This is a genomic window from Variovorax sp. PBS-H4, from assembly GCF_901827205.1.
Lineage (GTDB): Bacteria > Pseudomonadota > Gammaproteobacteria > Burkholderiales > Burkholderiaceae_C > Variovorax.
Genome location: NZ_LR594675.1, coordinates 3,109,255 through 3,119,171 on the forward strand (window position 1 = coordinate 3,109,255; position 9,917 = coordinate 3,119,171).

The 9,917-nt window shown below is 64.7% G+C and carries 28 protein-coding genes; all 28 read right to left on the minus strand.

Annotated features, from left to right (window positions below; all coding sequences use genetic code 11):
• Positions 1–451: 451 nt before the first annotated feature.
• Positions 452–805 (minus strand): hypothetical protein, encoded by a 354-nt coding sequence (locus tag E5CHR_RS14585; protein ID WP_232062064.1) that lies wholly within the window; start codon positions 803–805, stop codon positions 452–454.
• Entirely contained in the window at positions 756–1,067 is a 312-nt protein-coding gene (locus E5CHR_RS32130; RefSeq protein ID WP_443083075.1) for an NrdR family transcriptional regulator, read from the minus strand. The genes E5CHR_RS14585 and E5CHR_RS32130 overlap by 50 nt, the downstream gene beginning before the upstream one ends.
• Positions 1,064–1,318, minus strand: a complete 255-nt coding sequence (locus tag E5CHR_RS14590; RefSeq protein WP_162580507.1) for a hypothetical protein — start codon at positions 1,316–1,318, stop codon at positions 1,064–1,066. Before E5CHR_RS14590 ends, E5CHR_RS32130 begins: the two co-directional genes overlap by 4 nt.
• Before the next feature lie 301 nt (positions 1,319–1,619).
• A complete protein-coding gene (locus tag E5CHR_RS14595) occupies positions 1,620–1,916 on the minus strand; it encodes a hypothetical protein (RefSeq protein ID WP_162580508.1) in 297 nt (98 codons plus the stop codon).
• Positions 1,913–2,254: a DUF2958 domain-containing protein gene (locus E5CHR_RS14600; protein WP_162580509.1), complete on the minus strand. Its 342-nt coding sequence runs from the start codon at positions 2,252–2,254 to the stop codon at positions 1,913–1,915. The genes E5CHR_RS14595 and E5CHR_RS14600 overlap by 4 nt, the downstream gene beginning before the upstream one ends.
• On the minus strand, positions 2,251–2,472 hold the full coding sequence (locus E5CHR_RS14605; RefSeq protein ID WP_162580510.1) for a hypothetical protein: 222 nt from the start codon (positions 2,470–2,472) through the stop codon (positions 2,251–2,253). Before E5CHR_RS14605 ends, E5CHR_RS14600 begins: the two co-directional genes overlap by 4 nt.
• Positions 2,473–2,700 carry a hypothetical protein gene (locus tag E5CHR_RS14610; protein ID WP_162580511.1) on the minus strand — a complete coding sequence of 76 codons (228 nt, stop codon included), beginning with the start codon at positions 2,698–2,700 and terminating at the stop codon, positions 2,473–2,475.
• A gap of 3 nt (positions 2,701–2,703) precedes the next feature.
• Positions 2,704–2,922: a hypothetical protein gene (locus E5CHR_RS14615; RefSeq protein WP_162580512.1), complete on the minus strand. Its 219-nt coding sequence runs from the start codon at positions 2,920–2,922 to the stop codon at positions 2,704–2,706.
• 2 nt (positions 2,923–2,924) lie between these two features.
• Positions 2,925–3,665 carry a DUF7227 family protein gene (locus E5CHR_RS14620; RefSeq protein ID WP_232062065.1) on the minus strand — a complete coding sequence of 247 codons (741 nt, stop codon included), beginning with the start codon at positions 3,663–3,665 and terminating at the stop codon, positions 2,925–2,927.
• The gene (locus E5CHR_RS14625; protein ID WP_162580513.1) at positions 3,613–4,233 is read right to left on the minus strand and encodes a hypothetical protein; all 621 of its coding nucleotides are present in this window, start codon (positions 4,231–4,233) and stop codon (positions 3,613–3,615) included. The genes E5CHR_RS14620 and E5CHR_RS14625 overlap by 53 nt, the downstream gene beginning before the upstream one ends.
• A 2-nt stretch (positions 4,234–4,235) precedes the next feature.
• Entirely contained in the window at positions 4,236–4,607 is a 372-nt protein-coding gene (locus E5CHR_RS14630) for a hypothetical protein (protein ID WP_162580514.1), read from the minus strand.
• Positions 4,607–5,155, minus strand: coding sequence for a hypothetical protein (locus tag E5CHR_RS14635; protein ID WP_162580515.1), 549 nt, complete (start codon positions 5,153–5,155; stop codon positions 4,607–4,609). Before E5CHR_RS14635 ends, E5CHR_RS14630 begins: the two co-directional genes overlap by 1 nt.
• A gap of 53 nt (positions 5,156–5,208) precedes the next feature.
• The gene (locus tag E5CHR_RS14640) at positions 5,209–5,412 is read right to left on the minus strand and encodes a hypothetical protein (RefSeq protein WP_162580516.1); all 204 of its coding nucleotides are present in this window, start codon (positions 5,410–5,412) and stop codon (positions 5,209–5,211) included.
• Entirely contained in the window at positions 5,412–5,792 is a 381-nt protein-coding gene (locus tag E5CHR_RS31790; protein WP_232062066.1) for a hypothetical protein, read from the minus strand. Before E5CHR_RS31790 ends, E5CHR_RS14640 begins: the two co-directional genes overlap by 1 nt.
• A gap of 2 nt (positions 5,793–5,794) precedes the next feature.
• The gene (locus E5CHR_RS14650) at positions 5,795–6,019 is read right to left on the minus strand and encodes a hypothetical protein (RefSeq protein WP_162580517.1); all 225 of its coding nucleotides are present in this window, start codon (positions 6,017–6,019) and stop codon (positions 5,795–5,797) included.
• Positions 6,020–6,029: 10 nt separating this feature from the next.
• Positions 6,030–6,266, minus strand: a complete 237-nt coding sequence (locus E5CHR_RS14655; RefSeq protein ID WP_162580518.1) for a hypothetical protein — start codon at positions 6,264–6,266, stop codon at positions 6,030–6,032.
• Between the two features lie 11 nt (positions 6,267–6,277).
• Positions 6,278–6,538: a hypothetical protein gene (locus E5CHR_RS14660; RefSeq protein WP_162580519.1), complete on the minus strand. Its 261-nt coding sequence runs from the start codon at positions 6,536–6,538 to the stop codon at positions 6,278–6,280.
• A complete protein-coding gene (locus E5CHR_RS14665; RefSeq protein WP_232062067.1) occupies positions 6,535–6,846 on the minus strand; it encodes a hypothetical protein in 312 nt (103 codons plus the stop codon). Before E5CHR_RS14665 ends, E5CHR_RS14660 begins: the two co-directional genes overlap by 4 nt.
• Complete coding sequence (locus tag E5CHR_RS14670) at positions 6,824–7,006, minus strand: hypothetical protein (RefSeq protein ID WP_162580520.1); 183 nt, start codon at positions 7,004–7,006, stop codon at positions 6,824–6,826. Before E5CHR_RS14670 ends, E5CHR_RS14665 begins: the two co-directional genes overlap by 23 nt.
• Positions 6,999–7,202, minus strand: a complete 204-nt coding sequence (locus E5CHR_RS14675) for a hypothetical protein (protein WP_162580521.1) — start codon at positions 7,200–7,202, stop codon at positions 6,999–7,001. The genes E5CHR_RS14670 and E5CHR_RS14675 overlap by 8 nt, the downstream gene beginning before the upstream one ends.
• 13 nt (positions 7,203–7,215) lie before the next feature.
• Entirely contained in the window at positions 7,216–7,563 is a 348-nt protein-coding gene (locus tag E5CHR_RS14680) for a hypothetical protein (protein WP_162580522.1), read from the minus strand.
• A 22-nt stretch (positions 7,564–7,585) separates the two neighbouring features.
• The gene (locus E5CHR_RS14685) at positions 7,586–7,879 is read right to left on the minus strand and encodes a hypothetical protein (protein ID WP_162580523.1); all 294 of its coding nucleotides are present in this window, start codon (positions 7,877–7,879) and stop codon (positions 7,586–7,588) included.
• Positions 7,880–7,975: 96 nt separating this feature from the next.
• Positions 7,976–8,212 carry a hypothetical protein gene (locus tag E5CHR_RS14690; RefSeq protein ID WP_162580524.1) on the minus strand — a complete coding sequence of 79 codons (237 nt, stop codon included), beginning with the start codon at positions 8,210–8,212 and terminating at the stop codon, positions 7,976–7,978.
• Positions 8,213–8,222: 10 nt separating this feature from the next.
• Positions 8,223–8,573, minus strand: coding sequence for a hypothetical protein (locus tag E5CHR_RS14695; protein WP_162580525.1), 351 nt, complete (start codon positions 8,571–8,573; stop codon positions 8,223–8,225).
• Positions 8,570–8,866 carry a hypothetical protein gene (locus E5CHR_RS14700; protein ID WP_162580526.1) on the minus strand — a complete coding sequence of 99 codons (297 nt, stop codon included), beginning with the start codon at positions 8,864–8,866 and terminating at the stop codon, positions 8,570–8,572. The genes E5CHR_RS14695 and E5CHR_RS14700 overlap by 4 nt, the downstream gene beginning before the upstream one ends.
• Entirely contained in the window at positions 8,863–9,081 is a 219-nt protein-coding gene (locus tag E5CHR_RS14705; protein WP_162580527.1) for a hypothetical protein, read from the minus strand. Before E5CHR_RS14705 ends, E5CHR_RS14700 begins: the two co-directional genes overlap by 4 nt.
• A complete protein-coding gene (locus E5CHR_RS14710; RefSeq protein WP_162580528.1) occupies positions 9,078–9,446 on the minus strand; it encodes a DUF2528 family protein in 369 nt (122 codons plus the stop codon). Before E5CHR_RS14710 ends, E5CHR_RS14705 begins: the two co-directional genes overlap by 4 nt.
• Positions 9,447–9,449: 3 nt before the next feature.
• Positions 9,450–9,917 (minus strand): hypothetical protein, encoded by a 468-nt coding sequence (locus E5CHR_RS14715; protein WP_162580529.1) that lies wholly within the window; start codon positions 9,915–9,917, stop codon positions 9,450–9,452.

Genomic DNA, 9,917 nt, shown 5'->3' on the forward strand with positions numbered 1-9,917 from the left:
GGGGCGTGTTGACGATACGAGTCGGGAAGCCAATCCCCAGTGCGCGCTGAATGCGCGGAGGCAGGCTGTCAGCTACTTCTTGCGAGATACCGTGGACGGCGAGTACCGTTCCGACGGCGAATCCGTCACCCGTGCTTTCGACGTCCATGAGGACTTGGTCGACGCTAACTGGGTTCATTCCTGGAAGGCTGATCATCCAGGTGCCTTGACGAAATTCTGCACAAACGAGTGCGTTGGCGTTGTTCAAGATAGGTCCGCTAAGAGATGGGGTGCCCCCCTGGCGCAAAATTGCGCTGTGCCCGTTCTTTGTCGAGCTTCGATAAGCACTCCTCGAAGAATTTATTCCCGGTTGCGGAGCCGGAGCGTGCGAGGTCCACGCGAGAGAGATCTGTGTCTCTCATTTCAGTTGGGCGGTGGGCTGGCCAGGCCCTATGGGTTAGCCGGTGTCATCTCAGTCGTTGTCTTCAGGCGAGTCGCCTCGTGCGCGGCGCAGTTGCTCTTCCAGCGTGTCGAACATGTCGGCCTGTACCGGGAAGCAGATCTGCGCGTGGGTGTGATTTCCGTCTTGCCAGCTAATCCTTGCGACGGAGAGAATCCATCGCAGCATCCGGGCGTCCTCGAGCTCCTGCTCAAGGATGTCGATCAGACGACGCGCCAACTCCGATGCCTGGCTCGCGGTGTGCCTGACAGGCCCGTTGAGAATGGCTTGGAAGAGAGCGTCTCGGACGCCTTGGTTGTGAGGCATTTCAGTTCCTTCAGATTTGCAGCCGGCGAATCCGCCGGATGTGTCCTGGGTGAAGCCCATAGACCGCGGCGAGTTGCCGCGACGACCTGGGGTCTCTGATGATTTCCTCGTCCCGGCGCCAGAGTTCAACGCGAGCATCGCGCGCCCTGGCATATCGGCCGACTCTGTACGCGACATTGCGAAAGGCCGGCTCTTCGATCTCGAAAGTGGTGAAGCGGTGCGGGTTGGAGTTGGAGCACTCACGACGACGCTGCACGGTGCCGTGCTCTCCAGCTCGGGTCTCTAGAACGCGCGTAGGCTTCCCACAAACTGCGCACTTCATTCGATGTCCTTGAGGCCTCCTCTCGCGGTGATAGTCCAGACACGTCCACGGCCTTCGAGCAGATCTTGGGCGCCCTCGGGGCCCTCCCGCAATAGGCGAAGTACCGCGTCCTTGTCGACCTTGAGGTCGACTTCCTTGATGCGAACAGCGGAGCGCCAGACGGGCTCCTCCTTGCGCCCGTCTTCGTGGGCGTCGCCCTGAGTGCCGAAGTAGCGGATCGGGTCAGTGTCAGTGCGGACAAAGAATTTCATGAGAGACCCTCCCCCTGAGAGGGAGACTCCGAGTGAGTAGTGGTTCGAGTCGCCCGGGATTCCTTGAGGTGCGCGGGCACGGTGGCCCACCAGGCGCGGACCGCCGACATGGCGTAGAGGCGCTGGCGCGGCCGCGCACTGCTCGAGCTTCCGACGTTCATCGCGCACTGCAGGCCGGGGTAGTGGCGCAGAGCGGCGGTGAGGCGGGTGGTTGGGTACTTGAGCCGGTCGGCGACCTCCGGCAGGGTGAACAGCGGCTCGCGCGGCGCGCCCTTGGGCGCAGGTGATGGGCGGCCGAGCTTCAACGCCACTCCTCGCCGACCTTAATGCCGTTCTCTTCGAGCAGTGCGATGGCCTCGGTCGGCAGCGAGAAGATGCCGTCGTAGTCGGTCAGCTCCCGCGTGTCCGGGTTGAACCAGATTCCGATTCCCTCGGTGGTCTCGATGTCGGGGATGTCCCACTCGATGAAGTAGTAGCCGGCTCCGTCGCCCTCCCACAGGTCCATGGTGGACTCGTGCTTCCCGAGCTGGCGCGAGCCCCAGCTGCCCTCGAGAATCATCTCTGCGGTGAATGTCTTGGTCGCGATCTTCTTGCTCATGTGACGATCACCCCTGCGCGGATTGCTTCCTTCGCGTACTCGCTCAGAGGCTTCTTGGCCACGAAGGAGATGTCGCGCTCGATCGGCATCCCCAGCCTGCCGCGCAGCTCGCGCAGTTCGCTGATCGAGACGTAGCCAAGCTCCGGGTATCCGAGGCCAAGGTCGCACAGGCCGAAGGCGAGGTCTTCCTCCTCGTCGATCTCGGTGAGCAGCCAGGTGGCGCCAGCGTCCGGGGTGAACAGCTTGACCACCGGGTAGTGGTCGCAGTTGTCGTTCGATCGAGACTCAGCGTTGTTGGCCACCATCGCGGCCAGTTGCTCAGGGGTCCACAGGTTCATGGGAGTGCTCCGAATGGGTTGGCGCGCAGCTCTTCGTTAGCGGCGCGGCGGATGTCGTCAAGGCACAGCGGGTCGCGCACCTTGCGCTCGTGCATGGCTCGGTCGACCTGGGCGAAGAAGGCTTCGTCGATGGCGAGCTGGTCGAAGAGCGCCTGGTCGAAGGCGTTGTCGGGGGCGGTGACGTTGTCGGGGGCGGTGACGTTGTCGGGGGTGATCATTCAGATCTCCACGTAGTTGCCGTCGTCCTTCAGATCGGCCTCGTACACCGTGTCGTGGTGTTCCACCAGGCCGACGATGTCGGTGTCCAGGTGCTTGTAGAGCCCGCCCGCGGCAGCCTCATGCAGGAAGTCGCGCAGCTCCTCGCCCTCGAGCTCATCAGGCACTTCTATCTCGACATACAGGCGCTCCCAGACAGCCTGGTCGATGCGTACGGGAATGGTCTTCATTGGTCACTCCGGAATGACGATCAGCATCGCGATCGCGTCGGGATCGATGTGGTGCATGAGCTCCGGCCCCTTGGTCCATGCCTCTGCGAGGACACAAAGCACGTTGCCCTGGATGAACGCAGTCCCAGTGAGCGGGATGCGGCCGCGGTGCAGGTGGACCCGCAGCTTGAATGGGTGGTCGTAGCGCGCTTCGACTACGTTCCGGACGTCTTGCAAAAGCATGGTCACTCCTTCTTCATGAAGAACACGGCCTGCGCGCGCTTGGCGCCACTGCCGTGAGCGGGGAATCCGACGATCGCGGTGCGGTCCTGCTTCTGGCAGATGCCGCAGTTCAGGCAGTCGGTATTGCCGGTGGTGGCGGGGCAGACGATGACGTGGCGGCCCGCCGGCGTCTTCACTGCCTTGGTGGCGTCAGCCGGCAGCACGACGACCACCGGCGCGATGCCGATCTCCGCGTACTCGTCGGCCTGCTCGAGCGTCTCGGCGCTCAGGTTGACGGTGAACCCCATCAGGTTCGCCGTGCGGATCGCCGCCCGGTTGTGCGGCGTTGGCTGGTAGTGGGTGTAGGTGAACCCACGCTTGCCCTTGTTCGCGATGGCAAGCCGCGTGAGCAGCTGGCCGTCGATCTCGCCCGGCGCAGACGGCGTCAGGTCGCCAGCCTGGTTGTGCCGCCACAGAGCGTTGCGCCTGATGGTGAGCACGTCCTCGATCAGCTCGTCGAACGAGTACCCGCGCTTGCCGGCGTCGAGCTGGCGCCAGTGGATGGCAAGCGGCCCGTGCTCGGCGTAGCACCCGTTCGACTTGAAGCTGCAGGTGGGTGGGCAGGAGTTCGAGCTCGTGGTGGTGACAGGGATGGGGCCCGTCTTCTGGTTCGAGCTGACGCGGGTGAAGTGGTAGGTGACGGGGACCGGCTTAGCTGCCGGTGATCGTGGCGCCTTGCGCGCCGGTTCCTTGAGTGCTTGCATGCATTTCCTCGGTGAGGCTTTTCGCCTTCTGGGTCGCGGACTCGTAGCTGTCGAAGTAGGCGGGTTGTCCCTCCCTGTTGAGATGAATCTGTCGGGACCTTTCGAGCTCGAGGGGTCGTACTACCATCCAGGCAGGGATGTCCTGCGCCCACCACTCGTGATCCGGCCGCAGCACGGCGCGCCACGGGCGCACTGGGAAGTAGTCGGGCCTCCAGCGCTCGATCGCGTCGATGGTGAAGATGCGGTCGATCACGGCTCGGTCGTCCTCGTCGATCGGCAGGCCCCACTCGAGGACCTTCTTGAAGTAGACGTAGCGGACGCCTTCGTCGTCGCTGGCGAACTTCAATTCCTCCGCCACGTCTTCGGCGCTCGCCCAGAGCTCCACGATCCGGCTTCCACTGCTGTAGTTCAGGCGCGCCAACTGGCAGCCGATCGACTCGCGCCGGCGCTGGTTGCTGGGCCGCTCCCGCAGCCAGCCGCCCACGTTGTAGTTGGCCTCGAGCAGTCGGTAGGCCTCGCAGACGTCGAAGACGCTGATGGATTGGCCGTTGGGGTCGAAGTAGTCCATGGTCACTCCACGAGGGTGAAGATGGCGAAGCCGTGCTCGAGCAGGTCGTCGCCGAAGTCGCGCAGCTGGTAGTCCAGGTACGCCCAGAAGCGGCCGTTGATCTCATTCGTGCCGTCGTCGTGAACGTCCATCGACTCGGCGATGCAGGGCGCCGAGCTCAGGCCCACGAAGGGGTTGCCCTGGCCGGCGTCGAAGGGCTCGAAGCTGCCGTTGGTCCAGTACTGCTCGGTGCCTTCCCAGAGAAGGTCTTCGCTGGTCCGCGTGGACCGCATCTCGGAGAACCAGGCGCGGGCCTCCTCGTCAGCCAGGCGCACCTCGAGGTGGCCGGTCGGGAGGATCGTGCAGACGATAGCGTCGCGTTCGTGGAAGATCATCAGTAACCCTCCAGCAGAGCCTCGAGCAGCTCGTGCTGCTCATGGGTGAAGAACTTGCGCAGGTCGTTGTGGATCTGCTGACAAGCGCGGTACGTTTCCAGGGCCTTGATCGAGTCGCTGTCCGATCCGAAGTCGCTGCACCAGTCCTCGAAGGTCTGGGTCGCACCACTTGCGTCCATGAACATGCTGTGGAGCAGGCTGGCAATCGGCGGCTTGACCGGCTGCAGTAGCTTCTGCTCGTCGTGCCAGGCCAGCGTGTTGGTGGTGTACGGTTTGCCGAGGCGCCGGTAGCTCTGCGGGAACTTGCGTAGGCCGGTGCCGGTTCGAAACGTCTGTCGCATCGCGGCGATTGCCTTGGAGAAGTTCGGGTTGCCGTCTCGACGTACGAGCTCGAACATCCACTCGTCGTGCTTCCAAGGACGGTCGCCGCTTCTGGTCTCCCCGCGCTCGCCTAGGTGGTGCACGTCGTAGGTGACGTGCATAGCGACCAGGGCGTCTTCGACCGCCTGCTCCCGCTCGGTCAGCTTTGGTTTCTGAATGACAGACATGAGTTCTCCTTGCGCCCCGGTGGCCCAGGGCGTTGGTGTTGACGTTGTCGGGGTCAGTGCTCGAGCTTCGAGCGCAGACGGGTGAGGGCGTTGGCGCCGAGGGCGCGGGTGACGGCCTGAGGCGAGAGCAGCATGCCCTTCACCATCTGGATCTCCGCCGTGTAGCGGTGGCCGCCTGGGAGCGAGGCGTTGGCGGCCTCAAGGGTGGCGAAGGTTGCCTCGGCCTCCGGCGTGAGCTTCGGGGGTTTGTCGGCCATCAGGCGAACCTCGCCAGCAGCTTTTCCTTCAGCTCGACGCCGCAGTCGTGCCAGGCGGCGCCATGGATCATCCCGCTGTCGAAGTCTTCCGGCTTTCCCTCCGCCACCTTGCTCGCGTAGGACAGGAGGGCCTCGAGAACGAAGGCCTGGATCAGCGCGCCGCGCCGGCTGCGCTCCATCAGGTCGGTGACGAACTCGACGTTGGTCGGCGGTCCGGCCTCCACCCTCTCAGTGTTGGGGTCGATGCCCTTCGCGCCGCAGCTCTCGCAGGTGATGTCGTCGAAGGTGCGGACGTCATCCTCGTCGTTGAGGTGCACGTAGGCGTCGGCCAGCAGGTCCTCGCTGCCGCAGTGTGGGCAGGTGTAGATGGTCTTGAGCATGGTCAGTCCTCTTCCGCCGGTTCGGTCGCGTTGAGCAGGGCGTGCGCTTCGATGACGCACGGGGGCAGCGGGTCGTTCTCGAGCGTGGCGCTCTCCGCGTAATCGGCCAGGTCAGCCAGCACCAGGCGCACGTCGCGCAGCAGCATCAGGGGCACGACGACGTCCTGGTCGTCTGGGTAGGCGTCAAGTTCCTGGACGCTCAGGGTGTCCTTCCAGATCTTGCTCATGGGGTTCCTTTCATAGCCAGGTGATGGCGGGACCGACCAGGTCCTCGAACTGCATGCACTCCTCAAGCCGCTCCCGGGCGTCGGCGTCGGGGAGTTCGTAGAGGTCCTCGTTGTCGGGGGTGACGACATCGAACAGCTGGCCGTCGTGGGCGACGATGCGGCCCCAGCAGTAGCCATTGCTTCGAACGACGGTCAGGGTGGCGGGCTTGCCGCGGAAGGTGACGTTGACGGGGTCGGACATGTGCATGGGCGGTCCCTTCAGATGACGTAGTCGGGCGGGCTCGGCAGTTCGCCGCAGAACCAGTCAAGCTCGTCGAGCAGGTCCGTAGCGATGTCGATAGCGGTGTCGGTGTCGACTCGGTCACCTTCCAGGTACGACCAGACGGCCACGAACATCGGCTCGAAGCCGCACTGCCAGCCAACCAGGCGGGCGTTGGCGGGCATCTCGCTGACGTCGCGCGGCGAGAGGCAGTCATCGACGCAGTGGCCGATGTAGGGGAGGGCGTCGGTGCGGTTCATGTCAGTGCGATCTCCGCGCCGAAGCAAAGGCCGTCGTTGGTGGGCGAGGGCTTCCCGTTCTGCTTGATCCACCAGTCCGGCGGATCGATCGGTGCAGCCATCACGCCCAGGTAGCCGTCCATCGAGGCGTAGGCGGTGACCTTGGCCAGGCCGATGGCGTTGATCCGGATCCGGATCGTGTCGCCGATCGCCGGCGGGTCGAAGGGCGCCGACCACATCAGGAGGTCGGTGGTCTTTCCGGCGCGTGCGTCCTCGGCTGTCATGTGGACGAAGGGCGGCAGGGTGTCAAGCCGTTGGAAGTTGCTCATGCGCGTTCTCCTTGATGAAGTCGACGAGGTCCTCGGTGGTTGCGTCGCGCCAGTCGGAGCAGGTTCCGGGCGAGTAGTAGTAGTAGTCGACCCACTCGAAGCGGCGCTGCAGCACGAGTGCGCCGCGCCAGCCGGTTCGGAAGCGCCAACCCTTAGGCATTGGCTTCCACCCTCTCCAGGTGGCACGGCGCCCGGCGGCTTCCGTTGGCTCGATCCCACTCGTAGAAGTCGACCAGGCTACGGAAGATCGGAGAGATAGCCTTGAACTCCCCTGTTCGCTGCCAGTGCTCCGTGTCGAACAGGAAGCACCCGGTCTGCCCCGTCGTCACATCCGTGCACTGGACCGTGTAGTTCATGAGGCAGGCCATGTCACACCTGCGGGATCGCGGTTGGGTGGAGCGGGATGGGCGGGTTCTTCGGCGTGCGGTCGCGCCGGAGCGACTCTTCTATCTGCTTGGCAACCGAAGGCCCGTCCGACGATCTCTTGACCTCGTTCTTGATCTCGAACGCCGGCGCCGACGTTGTCGGGGCGTCGATGCGCTCCAGTCGCGCGATGTACTCGCGCAGCGACTCGGAACGCATGCGGTGGTAGACCTCCATCGACTCGGCCCAGTCGCGCTCCTGCTGGGCCTTCAGCTCGCCCAGCTCGGCGGCCTTCAGCAGCTTGCGCGCGGCCTCGACGGCCTTGTTCTTCTTGCTCAGGTTGAAAAATCGCATGGTGGGATCTCCTGGTTGGGTGTCAGCGCTTCGCGTGGCGGCGGGCCCGGCGGGCGTCTTCGATCACGACCTCCTCGCGGGTGGCCGCGGCCCGCGTGTTGGCGGCCCGGCGCTTCTCGGCCTTCTTGCGATCGACGTCGTGGTTCCAGGCGCGGATCTCCATGGACTGGTAGGCCTTGGCCACCTCTTCCTCCTGGGTGTGGAAGTTGGACGGGCGGCGGCCGGTGGCGGCGCGCATGGCCGCCGGGGCGCCGTACACCTGGCCGGCGAGGGCCAGCGCGGCGTAGATGGGGAGACTGCTTCTGCTGCTGCTCATGGTTCAGGCGTGAAAAAGCCCGCGCTCGGCGGGCTGGGTTGCGGGAATGAAAAAGCCCGCGCGAGGCGGGCTTTGGGGTTGACGTTGTCGGGGCGCCTAGCGTGGGTTGCGCAGTTTCTCCGCGGCTTCTTTTGGCTGGATTCCGTCCCTGAAGATGGACCAGGCGTCGTATGGATTCACCTCACCCCCTAGCTCGGAGCCGATCTCCGACACCACTTCGAATAGCCACGTCCGGAACGCCTTCTTGACCATCTCCGCTTCCGTCGAGTTGATCGGGATCTGCTGCAGGTTGGGCTCGTTGCGGATGCGGCGGCCAGTGGGTGAGGTGGTCATGGTCGACATCCTACTTGTCCAGGCCCTCGAGCCTGGCGAGCTTCTCTTCGATCTCGGGCGTGACCACCTTCACGGAGCGGTTCAGCAGGCCGACGATGTGGCCATAGGTCTCGGCGCTGACGCCCGAGTAGGTGGCCTCTGCGCTGTAACCGCTGTCCGCCGCAAGGCGGTAGCTGAAGACCGCGAGGTTCTCCTCGACCTTGTCGGGGCCCGGCACCGTCGGCGTGCACAGGCGGACGATGGTCGCTGCTTCGTTCCCAAGCTCGACCAGCGCGTCGATCTGATCGTCGTCGAGGGCGCTGAGGTCCTTCGCGTAGTTGTCGATGACGCGCTGCGCCAGTTGCTTCAGGTGGTTGCTCATGCGGTCAGTTCCTTCTTCGTTACGTCGGCGGAAGGCGGGGCCTCCTGCGGCGGGATCACCTCGAGCCAACACTCGAGGAAGTCGGCCTCGGGCCCAGCGCCGTAGTAGGTCTTGAGCACGCCATCCTCGGCGCGGCAGTGCCAGACGTTCTCCTGCTCCAGGCCAGCCTTCTCGGCGTGCAGGAACTGGGTGACGACGACCTTGTTCTGGTTCGGGCTCGCGCCTTCGCCGTTGAACGGGCTGCGGCCGCCGATGACGCGGCAGCGCTGGCCGGGTTCGGTGGGGTGGGTCATGGAATGCTCCAGGTTTGAACCGGCTCAGGCACCGCGTCGAGGCCGTCGATGTAGGCGCGGCCCTTATCGGTGATCTCTCCGTGGTCGTCCTGCATGCCGGCGGCTCGGAGTTCGTTGCGGGTGCTGACGGTGCACTTGGGCGACAGGGGCGAGTCGTACCCCAGGTAGTCGCACAACAGCAGGAGGCGGAAGTTGTTGGAGTAGGGGCCGGTCATTCCTCGTGCACCTCCAGCTCGTCGAAGTCGGGCACCTCCACGTAGGCGCTGGCGATGCGGACGCCCGCCGAGGGCATGCCTTCCTCCTTCAGAAGGTCGGCGGTCCACGCATCGGACCGCTGGCTGTCGCAGGTCGGAAACAGCGCGCCGCCGTCAGCCATCATCATCAGCAGCGCGCGGTGCGCGGCCATCATCGCGACGCAGGCGTAGATGTCCTCGTCGTCGAACCCGGCCAGGCGCTCCTTGGCACCGCTCAGGAAGTTGTTGACCTCGTGCGCCAGGTCCTCGGTCAGCACGTCGGTGTCGATCTCGATCGTGACCTGGTTGTCGTTGCGATCGGAAATGGAAAATCGTCTCAGGGTCATGTTTCAGGCCTCCGGGCGGGTCAACTCGTCGATCACGCGCTCGACCTCGGCAAGCCGGTTCGCGATCCGCGTGGCCGCAACGGCGTGGTCAGTGCCGCCCTCCCTGCTCTCTCGCGAGTCGAACAGATACCACTCGCCGAACAGATACTTGGCGACGTTGCTGCCGCACTCGTATCGCTCGCCGGCGCCGATCTCGGGGGTGCCTCGCCCGGGGTTCTGCCGGACCCCCATCTCGGCGAAATACGGCGCCCAGGGCAGCCAGCCACCGAAGCAGGCGAGCGTGCCGCACGAGGGCGGCGTGCTGTAGTCCACGATCTCGTCCAGTTCCTCGCCTTCGGGGTCGCGCCAATCGCAGAGATCGACGTTGTCGGGGTTGACGGTGGCCCAGAACTTCTGGGCCTCGAGCAGGTTGGTGCGCCAGAAGTTGTAGCGCTCGAGGCTGGTCATCTCGTACAGGTGCTTCAGTTCCAT

What these genes read in the sequence shown, in the direction of transcription:
- E5CHR_RS14585 (WP_232062064.1), bottom strand. Translation starts at nt 805, where the DNA reads ATGGGCTTCACCCAGGACACATCCGGCGGATTCGCCGGCTGCAAATCT.
- E5CHR_RS32130 (WP_443083075.1), bottom strand. Translation starts at nt 1,067, where the DNA reads ATGAAGTGCGCAGTTTGTGGGAAGCCTACGCGCGTTCTAGAGACCCGA.
- E5CHR_RS14590 (WP_162580507.1), bottom strand. Translation starts at nt 1,318, where the DNA reads ATGAAATTCTTTGTCCGCACTGACACTGACCCGATCCGCTACTTCGGC.
- E5CHR_RS14595 (WP_162580508.1), bottom strand. Translation starts at nt 1,916, where the DNA reads ATGAGCAAGAAGATCGCGACCAAGACATTCACCGCAGAGATGATTCTC.
- E5CHR_RS14600 (WP_162580509.1), bottom strand. Translation starts at nt 2,254, where the DNA reads ATGAACCTGTGGACCCCTGAGCAACTGGCCGCGATGGTGGCCAACAAC.
- E5CHR_RS14605 (WP_162580510.1), bottom strand. Translation starts at nt 2,472, where the DNA reads ATGATCACCCCCGACAACGTCACCGCCCCCGACAACGTCACCGCCCCC.
- E5CHR_RS14610 (WP_162580511.1), bottom strand. Translation starts at nt 2,700, where the DNA reads ATGAAGACCATTCCCGTACGCATCGACCAGGCTGTCTGGGAGCGCCTG.
- E5CHR_RS14615 (WP_162580512.1), bottom strand. Translation starts at nt 2,922, where the DNA reads ATGCTTTTGCAAGACGTCCGGAACGTAGTCGAAGCGCGCTACGACCAC.
- E5CHR_RS14620 (WP_232062065.1), bottom strand. Translation starts at nt 3,665, where the DNA reads ATGCAAGCACTCAAGGAACCGGCGCGCAAGGCGCCACGATCACCGGCA.
- E5CHR_RS14625 (WP_162580513.1), bottom strand. Translation starts at nt 4,233, where the DNA reads ATGGACTACTTCGACCCCAACGGCCAATCCATCAGCGTCTTCGACGTC.
- E5CHR_RS14630 (WP_162580514.1), bottom strand. Translation starts at nt 4,607, where the DNA reads ATGATCTTCCACGAACGCGACGCTATCGTCTGCACGATCCTCCCGACC.
- E5CHR_RS14635 (WP_162580515.1), bottom strand. Translation starts at nt 5,155, where the DNA reads ATGTCTGTCATTCAGAAACCAAAGCTGACCGAGCGGGAGCAGGCGGTC.
- E5CHR_RS14640 (WP_162580516.1), bottom strand. Translation starts at nt 5,412, where the DNA reads ATGGCCGACAAACCCCCGAAGCTCACGCCGGAGGCCGAGGCAACCTTC.
- E5CHR_RS31790 (WP_232062066.1), bottom strand. Translation starts at nt 5,792, where the DNA reads ATGCTCAAGACCATCTACACCTGCCCACACTGCGGCAGCGAGGACCTG.
- E5CHR_RS14650 (WP_162580517.1), bottom strand. Translation starts at nt 6,019, where the DNA reads ATGAGCAAGATCTGGAAGGACACCCTGAGCGTCCAGGAACTTGACGCC.
- E5CHR_RS14655 (WP_162580518.1), bottom strand. Translation starts at nt 6,266, where the DNA reads ATGCACATGTCCGACCCCGTCAACGTCACCTTCCGCGGCAAGCCCGCC.
- E5CHR_RS14660 (WP_162580519.1), bottom strand. Translation starts at nt 6,538, where the DNA reads ATGAACCGCACCGACGCCCTCCCCTACATCGGCCACTGCGTCGATGAC.
- E5CHR_RS14665 (WP_232062067.1), bottom strand. Translation starts at nt 6,846, where the DNA reads ATGAGCAACTTCCAACGGCTTGACACCCTGCCGCCCTTCGTCCACATG.
- E5CHR_RS14670 (WP_162580520.1), bottom strand. Translation starts at nt 7,006, where the DNA reads ATGCCTAAGGGTTGGCGCTTCCGAACCGGCTGGCGCGGCGCACTCGTG.
- E5CHR_RS14675 (WP_162580521.1), bottom strand. Translation starts at nt 7,202, where the DNA reads ATGAACTACACGGTCCAGTGCACGGATGTGACGACGGGGCAGACCGGG.
- E5CHR_RS14680 (WP_162580522.1), bottom strand. Translation starts at nt 7,563, where the DNA reads ATGCGATTTTTCAACCTGAGCAAGAAGAACAAGGCCGTCGAGGCCGCG.
- E5CHR_RS14685 (WP_162580523.1), bottom strand. Translation starts at nt 7,879, where the DNA reads ATGAGCAGCAGCAGAAGCAGTCTCCCCATCTACGCCGCGCTGGCCCTC.
- E5CHR_RS14690 (WP_162580524.1), bottom strand. Translation starts at nt 8,212, where the DNA reads ATGACCACCTCACCCACTGGCCGCCGCATCCGCAACGAGCCCAACCTG.
- E5CHR_RS14695 (WP_162580525.1), bottom strand. Translation starts at nt 8,573, where the DNA reads ATGAGCAACCACCTGAAGCAACTGGCGCAGCGCGTCATCGACAACTAC.
- E5CHR_RS14700 (WP_162580526.1), bottom strand. Translation starts at nt 8,866, where the DNA reads ATGACCCACCCCACCGAACCCGGCCAGCGCTGCCGCGTCATCGGCGGC.
- E5CHR_RS14705 (WP_162580527.1), bottom strand. Translation starts at nt 9,081, where the DNA reads ATGACCGGCCCCTACTCCAACAACTTCCGCCTCCTGCTGTTGTGCGAC.
- E5CHR_RS14710 (WP_162580528.1), bottom strand. Translation starts at nt 9,446, where the DNA reads ATGACCCTGAGACGATTTTCCATTTCCGATCGCAACGACAACCAGGTC.
- E5CHR_RS14715 (WP_162580529.1), bottom strand. Translation starts at nt 9,917, where the DNA reads ATGGAACTGAAGCACCTGTACGAGATGACCAGCCTCGAGCGCTACAAC.